Source organism: Nonlabens sp. Asnod2-A12, assembly GCF_045063745.1.
Lineage (GTDB): Bacteria > Bacteroidota > Bacteroidia > Flavobacteriales > Flavobacteriaceae > Nonlabens > Nonlabens xylanidelens.
This window is the reverse complement of sequence record NZ_JBEFOB010000003.1, coordinates 272,994-285,425: the sequence shown is the minus strand read 5'-3', so window position 1 is coordinate 285,425 and position 12,432 is coordinate 272,994. Positions and strand designations below refer to the sequence as shown.

Annotated in this window: 11 protein-coding genes; 6 read left to right on the top strand and 5 right to left on the bottom strand. The window is 35.2% G+C overall.

The features are described 5' to 3' along the window. Positions 1 to 16 precede the first annotated feature (16 nt). A complete protein-coding gene (locus ACJJVJ_RS01350; protein ID WP_405368428.1) occupies positions 17 to 451 on the top strand; it encodes a hypothetical protein in 435 nt (144 codons plus the stop codon). Between the two features lie 98 nt (positions 452 to 549). Further along, positions 550 to 1,254, top strand: coding sequence for a hypothetical protein (locus tag ACJJVJ_RS01345; RefSeq protein ID WP_405368426.1), 705 nt, complete (start codon positions 550 to 552; stop codon positions 1,252 to 1,254). A 160-nt stretch (positions 1,255 to 1,414) separates the two neighbouring features. Here the strand turns inward: ACJJVJ_RS01345 and lon are convergent, their stop codons facing one another. Then, positions 1,415 to 3,871, bottom strand: a complete 2,457-nt coding sequence (gene lon / locus ACJJVJ_RS01340; protein ID WP_104515193.1) for an endopeptidase La — start codon at positions 3,869 to 3,871, stop codon at positions 1,415 to 1,417. A 274-nt stretch (positions 3,872 to 4,145) separates the two neighbouring features. Between lon and ACJJVJ_RS01335 the strand changes: the two genes are divergently transcribed. From ACJJVJ_RS01335 to ACJJVJ_RS01320, 4 genes are read left to right on the top strand one after another with little or no spacing between them, the layout of a single operon-like run. Next, positions 4,146 to 4,694 carry an RNA polymerase sigma factor gene (locus ACJJVJ_RS01335; protein ID WP_405368424.1) on the top strand — a complete coding sequence of 183 codons (549 nt, stop codon included), beginning with the start codon at positions 4,146 to 4,148 and terminating at the stop codon, positions 4,692 to 4,694. Continuing rightward, positions 4,691 to 5,302 (top strand): hypothetical protein, encoded by a 612-nt coding sequence (locus ACJJVJ_RS01330; protein WP_405368422.1) that lies wholly within the window; start codon positions 4,691 to 4,693, stop codon positions 5,300 to 5,302. Before ACJJVJ_RS01335 ends, ACJJVJ_RS01330 begins: the two co-directional genes overlap by 4 nt. After that, positions 5,286 to 6,389, top strand: a complete 1,104-nt coding sequence (locus ACJJVJ_RS01325) for a hypothetical protein (protein ID WP_405368421.1) — start codon at positions 5,286 to 5,288, stop codon at positions 6,387 to 6,389. Before ACJJVJ_RS01330 ends, ACJJVJ_RS01325 begins: the two co-directional genes overlap by 17 nt. A gap of 33 nt (positions 6,390 to 6,422) precedes the next feature. After that, the gene (locus ACJJVJ_RS01320; RefSeq protein ID WP_405368419.1) at positions 6,423 to 7,151 is read left to right on the top strand and encodes a head GIN domain-containing protein; all 729 of its coding nucleotides are present in this window, start codon (positions 6,423 to 6,425) and stop codon (positions 7,149 to 7,151) included. An 84-nt stretch (positions 7,152 to 7,235) separates the two neighbouring features. Here ACJJVJ_RS01320 and katG read toward each other — a convergent pair whose 3' ends face one another. The 4 genes from katG to ytxJ all read right to left on the bottom strand — a co-directional run bounded on the left by katG (position 7,236) and on the right by ytxJ (position 12,263). Further along, positions 7,236 to 9,473, bottom strand: a complete 2,238-nt coding sequence (gene katG / locus ACJJVJ_RS01315; RefSeq protein WP_405368417.1) for a catalase/peroxidase HPI — start codon at positions 9,471 to 9,473, stop codon at positions 7,236 to 7,238. Positions 9,474 to 9,605: 132 nt separating this feature from the next. Beyond that, positions 9,606 to 10,955: an MFS transporter gene (locus ACJJVJ_RS01310; RefSeq protein ID WP_405368416.1), complete on the bottom strand. Its 1,350-nt coding sequence runs from the start codon at positions 10,953 to 10,955 to the stop codon at positions 9,606 to 9,608. A 77-nt stretch (positions 10,956 to 11,032) separates the two neighbouring features. Further along, positions 11,033 to 11,860 (bottom strand): M48 family metallopeptidase, encoded by an 828-nt coding sequence (locus tag ACJJVJ_RS01305; RefSeq protein ID WP_104514793.1) that lies wholly within the window; start codon positions 11,858 to 11,860, stop codon positions 11,033 to 11,035. A gap of 4 nt (positions 11,861 to 11,864) precedes the next feature. After that, positions 11,865 to 12,263 carry a bacillithiol system redox-active protein YtxJ gene (gene ytxJ / locus ACJJVJ_RS01300; protein WP_405368414.1) on the bottom strand — a complete coding sequence of 133 codons (399 nt, stop codon included), beginning with the start codon at positions 12,261 to 12,263 and terminating at the stop codon, positions 11,865 to 11,867. Between the last annotated feature and the right edge of the window lie 169 nt (positions 12,264 to 12,432).

The following is a 12,432-nucleotide window of genomic DNA, read 5'->3' as shown; positions in this document are numbered from 1 at the left end:
CTTAAACACTACTTAGATGAAAAAATTACTTTTTATAATAACTCTTATTGCAACAAGCTCTTACGCTACATCACAAAATCTACATTTATATGGTGGTAGCGATTATACCGTTTATTTAGGCTGTCTGGACTGTTCTCGTTTTGATAGTAAATCTATTTGGAATGCCTTTGGAGATTATGGAAGTAGTTTTAGCAATACATCTATCTGGAACGATTTAAATAATTATGGAGACGATAATAACCCACTATCTCCATGGAATACGGTTTCTAATAAAGCACCTAAAATTGTAGATGATGCTGGTAAATTTCAGGGATATTTAACTGCAAATCCTTCCTTAAAAGAAAAATCAAATTCTAGACTCGCTACAGAATTAGTGAACAATCATAAAGCTATTGCTAGAGATCTAGCCAAATGGTATACTAAGTTAGTGGTGGATTATAGTAAGCTATAACAACAGAGGACGATAAATTTATATTATCGTGATAATTCTGTGTTGATTGAATTTTACTATTGTAACTGTAATTAGTAACCTTAGAATTATCTCAAAGCATGAAGAATTTCATTACCGTAGCACTTCTTTTATTTATAATACCTGTTTTTGCACAAGTAGGAATCAATACAACATCACCTACTAAAGAAGTTGATATAGATGGTGGTTTAAGGGTAAGAGAGTTAACAAATACAAAGTCACTCACTTTACCAGTTCATTCTTTACCTGATGGAACCTTAGTAAATGTAGCCATAGATAACGATACGCCTGGTTTGAGATTTATCGGTTTTTTAGGTTCTAATCTCGAGCTAGATCAAGATCAGACTTTTTATGATATCAACCTAAATCAAGAATTAGTAGATCTTTTTGATGAATATGATACTTCTACTAGTTTATATACACCAGTATCTAACGGAACTTATAAAGTCGAAATGGATTTTGACATAGGTGGATTTACTGGCACATCTACAGATCTTGATATTTTAATAGGCATGTGGGATAATACCGATAATCGATGGGTTTTAAGACGTACGTTTAAACATAGAGATATACAGTCAGATGAGTTTGCTAGTGCTAGACAAGAAAGTTATGGTATAGCAAATTACCTAGATTTAGATAGCACACATGTATATAGGTTTAGAATAATAGGTACTTATGATTCATCGGTATCCTCATCTGACTATGATGGAATTCTATTACGTTCTAATACTGGTGGGACAGGTTCTTCTATATCTACAAGTTTTAGTATTGAAAAAGTGAAGTAAACCGTACTTAGTTATTGAACTAATATTAATAGAAAAAAGGAACAGGTTGAACTGTTCCTTTTTTTATGAATCTAGATAATGATCTTATACTATTATAAATTAAAACAAAAAAAAGCTCGAGAACAACATCTCGAGCTTTTTGATATTTAGATTTTGAGTTCTAACTCAACTTCTTTGCATTTTTTACTTTTTGCTTAGTAAGAGCCAGTTCTAGAACATTACTCATATCGCTTACATAATGGAAAGTAAGGCCTTTTAAGTAATCAGCATTAATTTCTTCTATGTCTCTACGGTTTTGCTCACAAAGAAGGATTTCTTTAATTCTAGCACGCTTTGCAGCAAGAATCTTTTCTTTAATACCACCTACTGGCAGTACTTTACCTCTTAAAGTGATCTCTCCAGTCATCGCAAGACTTTTCTTTACTTTGCGCTGTGTAAATAAAGATACTAGAGAGGTTAACATGGTTACACCTGCACTAGGTCCATCTTTAGGAGTAGCACCTTCTGGAACGTGTATGTGTACATTATAGTTGTTAAATATAGAACTGTCTATACCTAGTTCATCTGCATTTGCTTTGATGTATTCCATTGCTATAGTAGCACTTTCCTTCATCACCTTACCTATATTACCAGTAATGGTTAAGTTTCCTTTTCCTTTAGATAGTATAGACTCGATAAATAGAATGTCACCACCTACTCTAGTCCATGCCAGTCCAGTTACCACACCAGCCACATCATTATTCTCGTATTTATCACGTTCCATTTTAGGAGCGCCTAATACTTTAATAACCGTTTCATTAGTAACTTTAAGGTCGTACTCTTCTTCCATTGCAATACTTTTGGCAGCATAACGCACCATTTTTGCAAGTTGTTTATCGAGCGATCTTACACCACTTTCACGAGTATAACCTTCTACTACTTTTTCTATTTGTGGTTTTGCGATTTTAAGATGCGACTTATCCAGTCCGTGTTCTTTTAATTGCTTAGGTAGTAAGTGTTGCTTTCCTATTTCTACCTTTTCTTCTATCGTATAACCAGTAACATTTATAATCTCCATACGGTCGCGCAATGCAGGCTGTATGGTATTTAAACTGTTACTCGTTGCTATAAACATAACCTTACTTAAATCAAATCCCATTTCTAGGAAGTTGTCATAAAAAGCACTGTTTTGCTCTGGGTCCAGTACTTCTAGCATCGCACTAGAAGGATCTCCATTATGTGAGTTACTTAATTTATCAATCTCGTCCAGTACAAAAACAGGATTAGAGGTTTTTGCCTTCTTTATAGATTGAATAATACGTCCTGGCATCGCTCCTATATAGGTTTTACGATGTCCGCGTATTTCTGCCTCATCACGCAATCCACCTAGTGAGATACGTACATACTCACGTCCTAGTGCCTCTGCAACAGATTTACCTAGAGACGTTTTACCTACACCTGGAGGTCCATAAAGACATAGAATAGGAGATTTCATATCATTACGCAGTTTTAAAACCGCTAGATATTCTATAATACGTTTTTTCACCTCTTCAAGACCATAATGATCACGATCTAAAATTTTCATGGCGCGTTTAAGGTCAAAGTTGTCCTTTGAAAACACGTTCCATGGTAAATCAAGAATAAGATCTAGATAATTGCGCTGTATAGAATATTCCGCCACTTGCGGATTCATACGTTGCATCTTTGCTAGTTCTTTCTCAAAATGTTCCTTTACCTTATCGTCCCATTTCTTTTTCTTAGCACGCTGGCGCATTTCATCTACCTCTTGATGTGAAGAAACACCACCACCTAATTCGTCCTGAATGGTTTTCATTTGCTGGTGCAAGAAATACTCACGTTGTTGCTTATTGATATCTGTCTGTACTTTAGACTGTATATCGTTTTTAAGCTCTAATTTCTGACGTTCTATATTCATAAAACGTAAAGTCTCTAGCGCTCTTTCTTTAAGATCATTGATCTCTAGAATTTTTTGCTTCTCCTCTACCTTAAGATTCATGTTAGAAGACACAAAATTCACTAAGAAAGAATCTGACTCGATATTCTTAATCGCAAACGACGCCTCTGTAGGTATGTTAGGACTTTCTTTAATAATCTCTAAGGCTAGTTCTTTTATCTTTTCAATAATTGCCCTAAACTCAACATCTTCCTTTACCGGTCTTACATCAGGTACATCGTTTGCTATAGCAGTTATAAAAGGCTGCTCTGTGACGATCTCGCCCATTTCAAAGCGTTTTTTACCTTGAATAATAACTGTAGTATTACCGTCTGGCATCTTAAAAGTCTTTAAGATTTTTGCCACTACACCTGTTTTATGCAAGTCTTCAAAAGAAGGCTCTTCTATCTCTTCATTCTTTTGTGCAACTACACCTATCGCAATACCTTTTTTGTTTGCGTCCTGTAATAATTTAATAGAGCGATCGCGCCCTGCTGTAATAGGAATTACTACACCTGGAAACAGAACCATATTACGCAATGGTAATATAGGTAAGGTCTCTGGCACGCTTTCCTTATTCATTTCTTCCTCGTCCTCGCTGCTCAATAGGGGAATAAATTCCGCATCTTGATCAAATTCTTGAAGTGACAAGTTGTCTATCGAAAATTTCTTTGGTTTGAACATATCTTTTTCAGTCGCCACAATGTCATATAGACTGTTGGCTTTTATTTTTTAAAATTAATTTGAGCACGATGTTTATTATAAATTCGCTTTCGCGAAAGCGGAATTACAACCTTTAAAAAACAGATTATCAAACTATTAAACTACTATTATAGTATCTAGAATGATGGCTTTACTCATTTTACACCAAGTGCTGGATGAATAATTTTTCAAAATCCTTGCCATGAAGTGTAACATGCTAGAATAAATTGCATCTTTAAAGCGTAACACTAACCAAGTGATCTTAAAAACAACCGAAATAGAACTTTATAACCTCTGTGAACGAGGCGATCGCAAGGCACAAATGCGCGTTTATGATCAGTATGCAAATGGTATGTATCATGTCGCATTGAGAATCGTAAAAGACACCGCACTTGCCGAAGATATTATGCAAGATAGCATGATAACTGCGTTTGCTAAGATGAAACAATGGAACCGAGAGGCAACCTTTGGCAGCTGGTTAAAAAGAATAGTAGTGAACAACAGCCTTACACAATTGAAAAAGGAAAGTAAAATGCCTAAAGTAGATTATGACGATGTTGCCTATGAAATGGAAAATAAAGCAGACGAACAAATAGATATGGAAGCTGCTGGTATGACTGCCAAAAAAGTACTGGAAGTAATGAAACTTTTAAAGGATAATTACAGACAGGTTCTAACCCTAAGCCTTATAGAAGGAATGGATAATGAAGAGATAAGTGAGATTATGGGAATTTCTAATGCGATGTGTAGAACTACCATCTCTAGAGCAAAAGAAAGCCTGAGAAATAAAATGCAACTGATATGAAAAAGAACATGGAAGAATGGTTTGCAGATCAAGATTTTAATACAGAATCACTGCCTAGCGGCCATAGAAATAGATTTTTTGATAAGCTAGAAGAAGCTTGCAACGATAATCATGAAGAAGTAGACGATTCTATTATACCTATTGCTACTGAAGATAGTGATGGTGATCATGAAGGTAACAAGGTTATAAGAATGAACTCTTGGTTTAAATGGTCGCTAGTTGCAGGACTAGCAATTTTATTAGGTTTTACAGGTTTAAATCTGGTTCCTTCTAGCCCTGTAGATAATGGACTCTCTAGCGTGTCACCAGAAATGGCACAAGCGCAAGACTTTTTTACGAGTACTATAAATGAAGAACTAGAAAGATTAAATAAAGAACAATCGCCAGAAGCTGCTCGTATTGTTACAGCAACTAAAACAGCACTGGCAAGATTAGAACTGGATTATAAAACGATAGAAGCAGACTTTGCTACTAACAATGATAGTAAAACCGTTATCGCTGCTATGATACAGAATTTTCAAAATAGAATCGATTTATTAGAAACTGCTCTGGAGCAAATAGAACAACTGAAAAATTTAAAAGAACAAGAAGATGAAACATATATATAAACTTAGTGTACTGCTGTTTTTATTACCAGCGATGCTTATAGCCGGTCCTGGCTATGGAAAATACACCAAGACTAAAAAATTGAGTAAAACCTTTACAGTTAATAAAAACTGTATGGTAGATATTCAAAACGAGTTTGGTAACATAACCATTACTACATGGGACAAGCCCACTGTTTCCATAGATATTAATGTGGAAGTAAGTGGTAATAATGAGCAAAAAGTTATAGAACAGCTTAAAGGTATAGATGTTGATTTTAGTGCAACATCGTCCATCGTGAGTGCAAGAACTGATGCAAGTCGTAAGAAGAATAACAACAGTAGTAGTTTATGGAGCACGCTTATGGGAAGCAATAATTCTAAGAGTAGCTCTAATATGAAAATAGATTATATCATTAGAATGCCAGTGACTGCCGCGGTAGATATAAGCAACGATTATGGTTCTGTTTCCATAGATAGATTGCTAGGTCATGCAAAAATACAGTGCGATTTTGGTAGACTTGATATAGGACAGCTACTAGCGAGTGATAACGAACTTAGCTTTGACTATACTAAAAACTCTCATATCGATTACATGAAATCGGGAACGATTAGAGCTGACTTCAGCGGTTTTGAACTACATGGTGCTGAAAGAGTAGATTATAGCGGTGATTATACTAAAGCAAAGTTTGATAATGTTAAAAACATTAAATTTAATGGTGATTTCTCAACTATACAGTCTCAAGATGTTATAAAGCTAGTAGGTAGAGGCGATTATTCTACCATCAAATTAGGACATATTAAAGAAAGTGTTAACCTGGTAACTGATTTTGGATCTATAACTATTGAAGAATTGAGTCCTAATTTTAAAGATGCGGTCATTAAAAGTGAATACACAAACATTAAAGTCAATTTTCATCCAGAGGCAGCTTTTAAATTTGACATAGACACAGAGTTTGCGAGTATTAAACTATCAGACGATTTAACGGTTACCGACTCAGAAAATAATAGCACCGAAAAGCAAAAATCTGGTTATCATAAAGATAAAAACGCTACGTCTGTAATCAATATAAGATCAAGCTTTGGTGGTGTAAGTCTTAGAAAAAACTAAAAATAAAACAACAACTAACTTAATAACAATAACATGAAACATATCATCATACTTCTAGTAGCCATTTTAGGATTTAATAGTGCAAATGCTCAATGGTGGGGAAGCAATAAACGAATTAAAGGAAACGGAGAAGTAATTACAAAAACCTTTAATACTTCTGACTATGATAAGATATCTGGTAAAAGTAGTATCGATATTATCCTTGTAGAAGGAAAAGAAGGTACCATAACCGTAGAGGCCGAATCTAATATTATGGAATATATAGAGATCGAGGTGAAAGGTAATAAACTAGAAATAGGTCTTAAAGATGGTACTAACTACAGTACACGTAAAGGCATTAATGTGACTGTAAATGTAGAGTCCATCAACGCATTAAGTATGGCTGGAAGTGGAGATATCACGAGCCATATGAATTTAAAATCTAGAAATCTAGATATTTCAGTGGCAGGTAGCGGTGATATCACTGCACAAGTAGAATCAGAAAATTTAGAAGTAAATATAGCTGGTAGTGGTGATGTTACATTAAAAGGCCGTGCAGAATACCTAGATGCTAATGTTGCTGGTAGCGGTGATATCGACGCATTAAATTTAAAAGCTAATAATGTAGATGCCTCTATTGCTGGTAGCGGTGACGTATCTGTTTACTGTACAGGTGGTGAACTTAAAGCGTCCATAGTAGGTTCTGGTGATTTAATGTATAAAGGCTCTACTAGCTCAGTTAAAAAAAGTGTGTTGGGTAGCGGTGATATTACAAAGATCTAATACTATAGATTAAATTATATAAAATAAAAATCCCCAAATCAAATTAATGATTTGGGGATTTTTATTTTATATAAATACTGATGTTTATTTTACATCAAAACGATCTGCATTCATTACTTTATTCCATGCTTTTACAAAGTCATGAACCATTTTTGTTTTACTATCACTACTTGCATAAACCTCTGCAATAGCTCTTAATTCTGTGTTAGAACCGAATATAAGATCTACACGAGTACCAGTCCATTTTAAATCACCAGTCTTGCGATTGCGACCTTCAAATAATAAATCTGAAGATGACTTAGACTTCCATGTCGTACTAAGATCTAACACATTCACAAAGTAATCGTTTGTTAACTGTCCAGGTGTATCGGTAAACACACCGTAGTTAGACTGATCATAATTAGCATCCATTGCTCTTAAACCACCTATTAAAACAGTCATTTCTGGAACAGATAGTCCTAACAAACTAGCTTTGTCCACTAGTAAATCTTCACCAGCTATTTTCTGTGAGCTATTGATGTAATTTCTAAAACCGTCTGCACGAGGTTCTAAATAAGTGAAAGATTCTACATCTGTTTGTTCTTGTGTAGCGTCTCCTCTACCAGCTGTAAATGGTACAATGATATCGTGCCCAGCATCTTTTGCAGCTTTTTCTACACTTGCATTTCCAGCAAGTACGATCAAGTCTGCCATGGAAACTTGTTTATCTCCACTTTGCGCTGCATTAAACGCTTCTTGAATACCAGCAAGAACATCTAGTACTTTTCTTAATCTTACTGGGTTGTTTGATTCCCACTGATTTTGTGGTGATAATCTTATACGACCACCATTTGCTCCACCACGTTTATCACTATCTCTATAAGTAGATGCACTAGCCCATGCTGTTGCAACCATCTCGTTAACCGATAGTCCAGAACTAAGAATTTGATCTTTTAAGGATGAAAGATCTTCTTCATTTACTAATTCATGATTTACAGCAGGAATAGGATCTTGCCATAATTCTTCTTTTTCTGGTACATGATCTCCTAAATATCTAGAAGCAGGTCCCATATCTCTGTGAGTTAATTTAAACCACGCTTTTGCAAAAGCATCTTCAAATTCTTCTGGATTATCTCTAAAGTGCTTGGAAATTCTCAAGTATTCTGGATCAGTCTTAAGAGCAATATCTGCTGTAGACATCATAAGATCCTGACGTTTTGAAGCGTCACCAGCCATAGGAGCCTGGTCTGCATTAGAAGCAGCAGTAGGTTTCCATTGGTGAGCACCTGCAGGACTTTTAGTTAATTCCCAATCGTAATCTAATAAAACTCTGAAATAATCGTGATCCCACTTATCTGGATTAGGTGTCCATGCTCCTTCTAGACCACTAGTAATGGTATCATCTCCATGACCAGTACCATAACTACTGTTCCATCCCGTACTCATTTCTTCAATCTTAGCACCAGCAGGTTCTGCTCCAGTGTATTTTTCTGGATCTGCTGCACCGTGTGCTTTTCCAAATGTATGACCACCTGCAACAAGTGCTACAGTTTCATAATCATTCATTGCCATACGGCCAAAAGTTTCTCTTATATCATGTGCGCTACCTACCGCATCAGGATTCCCATTAGGTCCTTCTGGATTCACATAGATCAATCCCATGTGAGAGGCTCCTAATAATCCTTCTAACTCACCATCTTCATATCTCTCTTCATTACCTAACCATGTAGTCTCACTACCCCAGTAGACATCTTGTTCTGGTTCAAATGCATCTACACGACCACCTGCAAAACCTAATTTCTTTAACCCCATAGATTCCATAGCAACATTACCTGCAAGGATCATAAGGTCTGCCCATGAGATACTTTTACCGTATTTCTGTTTAAGTGGCCATAATAATAATCTTGCTTTATCTAGGTTACCGTTATCTGGCCAGCTATTTAAAGGAGCAAAACGTTGATTACCTATACTTGCACCACCACGACCATCACCTACTCTATAAGTACCAGCACTGTGCCATGCCATTCTAACGAATAATCCACCGTAGTGTCCATAATCTGCAGGCCACCAGTCTTGAGAATCAGTCATTAAATGCGTCAAATCTTTTCTCAATGCATCTATATCTAGGCTTTTAAATGCTGTGGCATAATCAAAATCTGGATCCATAGGATCTGATTTTGTAGCGCTTTGACGCAGAACATTTAATCTTAATTGGTTAGGCCACCAATCATTATTTTTTGTTCCTTGTCCAGCAGTACTAGTTGCACCACCGCCCATAAATGGACATTTTGAAATATCTTGAGAATCGTTTATATCCCAGACTTTTGAATTTTTATCACTCATAACTACCGTGTTTTATTAATTAGATGGTTCAAATATATTTTAATTCTAAAAGTGTTTATTAAGATTACAACTGTTAAAATCAAATCTACTATAAGAAAAACTTATTATGTATTATTTTATAGTAATTTAAATCTATTGTTTAATTTTGATTTTAGGTACTCTAGCTAGTAATATGATTCCCAATATAAAGAAAACTATTAAGAATAATATAGGTTCTCTCATAGAACCGCTTAATTCACCTACTATAGCAAATATGAGCATCCCTATAACGATACCTATTTTTTCTGCGACGTCGTAAAAACTAAAATAAGAAGCCGTATCAGGATTACCATCAGGAATCATTTTTGAATACGTACTTCTAGATAAGGATTGTATAGACCCCATTACAAGACCTACAAAACCAGCCGTTATATAAAACTGTAAAGGTGATACCACAAAATAACCATAAATACAGATAACCGCCCATAAGATATTAATGACGATTAGAGTTTTGATGTTACCTAGCTTTCGCGAAAGCTTACTAGCTAACCATGCTCCTAATATAGCCACTAACTGTATGAGAAGTATACTGATTATTAATCCCATGGTTGCCCCATCTTCTTCCCACTCTACTTCTTCTGTACCAAAATAAGTAGCGACTAGCATTACTGTTTGTACTGCCATGCTGTAGATAAAAAATGCTCCCAGATAGCGTTTCATTTGTAGATCTTCAGAAAGGTTGTTCCATATTTTTCTTAATTCTTGAAAACCATTAGTAAAAATGTTCTTTACTTGGGTACTATCCTTTTTAGTTCCTAAAGGCAAATATCTATAGGTATATTGCGCAAACCCCATCCACCATAATCCTACTAGAATAAAAGATAGTTGCACAGGATCTAAATTGAAAACATAATTTTCTAAGGAAGTTTCACACAGTAATCCGTCTTTTGGATAAAAACCACCTTCTATTAAAACAAGACATATAATAAGGAGTATGACGCTACCTATGTATCCCATAGAAAAACCTTTGGCACTTATAGAATCTTGCTGTTCTGGAAAAGCTATGTCTGGTAAGTAAGAATTATAAAATACCAAACTACCCCAAAAACCTATCAAGGCGAGCATATAGATAAGTAAACTGAGCCACAAATAATCAAAACTAAAAAGAGAAAGACCTATGCAACTTAAAGCTCCTAAATAGCAAAAGAACTGTAGAAATCGTTTCTTCTTACCAGAATAGTCTGCAATACCAGATAAAATGGGTGATATAATGCTAACTATTAAAAAAGCAATAGCTGTAGTAACTATTATTATAGACTCATTATTAACGTCCTTGAGTATTTCTGGGACTTTTCCTTCTTCATATGCTTTCATACTTATGTAAGCATAGAATATAGGAAAGATAGCACTATTGATTACTAGAGAATAAACAGAGTTAGCCCAATCATAAAATGCCCATGCATTTAATAATTTTTTAGAGCCTCGAGGTAAAATTTGTTTCATAAAAAAAGGGTTCTATTAAGAACCCTTTAAAAGTATGATTATTAAATTAACTATACATTATGTATAGATTAAACTTATTATTTAAATGAAGTTACACCATATTTTGCTGCCTCTGCTTTTGCAAGTGGAGCAAGTTCTCTAAGGTTAGCAATACGACTATCGTTAGATGGATGTGTACTTAATATTTGAGGAGTAGACTGTCCTCCACTATTTGCTTTCATACGTTCCCATAAAAGAGCACCTTCATCTGGGTTATAACCAGCCATCGCAGCTAGATACAGTCCTATTTTATCCGCCTCTGTCTCATGAGATCTAGAAAATGGTAACATACCACCCACTTGAGATCCTACACCATAAGCTTGATTAATTAAATTCTGAGTTCCCGACTCTAGACCTGCGGCTTGTGATCCAACAGCTACTCCTGTACCTATGATGGATTGCCATTGAGCAGCACTCATACGTTGTCCACCATGGTTAGCTAGTGCGTGTGCTACTTCATGCCCCATGACTATAGCAACACCTGTTTCATCTTGACAGATAGGTAAAATACCTGTGTAAAAAACTATTTTTCCACCTGGCATAGCCCATGCATTTACTGCAGGATCATTAACCAGATTATATTCCCATTCATAACCATCTAAATACTCAGGATGACCTATTGCATTTAACCATCTTTGGGCAGCAGTTTTAATTTTACTACCTACGGTTGCGATCATTTTAGAATCTGATGTACCTGTAATTACCTTATTTTCATCAAGGAATTCATCATATTGAGAAAATGCCATCGGGAAAAGACGATCATTTCCTATAGGCTTTAATGTCTTTTTACCAGTGAATACATTTGTAGCACAAGAAGAAAGGAACAATGTCGCAGTGAGTGCTAAAATAATGGTAGTCTTTTTCATATTTCTAATTTTTACTACTTACAATTTGTTGAACTTTTTTAATATCAATACCATGGTGAGATTCCGTATGCACCACTTCTTTATTAAAAATAATAATTACTTGCGGTGATTGATGTACCACATTTAATTTTTGAGCTACGGCGTTGCTTACATCTCTATACGATAATAGGTCTAGCAAGTAATAAGTCACATTGTCATCGTTACTTTCATACCCTTTTTGAAACTGGTTAAAAACCATTCTAGAAATACCACATCTTGTGCTGTGCTTAAAGATTACTTTGGGTTTGATACTAGAATTTTTGATAATATTATCCAACTGATCAATGGATTCTAATGTATCCCATTGAATACCATCCATCTCTTCTTTTGCTATATCTCGCTGTGATTTAAACAGCTTGTCCATAAATCCCATATGCTATTGATTTTATCGCTTTCGCGAAAGCGGAATAAAGACCTGCTCTACTCCTTATTATAATCTAAGATACAAAGATAGGTTATAGCGTCATAAAATCTCACAATGCTTTTATAAACACGTCATAATGTCTGTTAAAATGTAATATAAATCTGTCTAA